Origin of the sequence: Megasphaera micronuciformis F0359, from assembly GCF_000165735.1 — a bacterium.
Classification (GTDB): Bacteria; Bacillota; Negativicutes; order Veillonellales; family Megasphaeraceae; genus Megasphaera; species Megasphaera micronuciformis.
Genome location: NZ_GL538212.1, coordinates 25,827 through 26,143, shown reverse-complemented (window position 1 = coordinate 26,143; position 317 = coordinate 25,827).

Here is a 317-nt window from a genome sequence, read left to right as displayed (position 1 = left end):
TCCCCTTACGGGGTAACGGTAATTAAATCTTTCTAATGGATATTCGTATATTGGCGACGGGGAGCAGCGTTTCCGTCCCCTTACGGGGTAACGGTAATTAAATCAATCAGGAATTTTACGAAAAGTATCCGCAACTTTGCGTGTTTCCGTCCCCTTACGGGGTAACGGTAATTAAATCAAGAACAGACACTATGTAACTTACTTACACTTATCGTTTCCGTCCCCTTACGGGGTAACGGTAATTAAATCGAATTTTCCGATGGCCGCATGATACAAATTAAGCCCGACGTTTCCGTCCCCTTACGGGGTAACGGTAA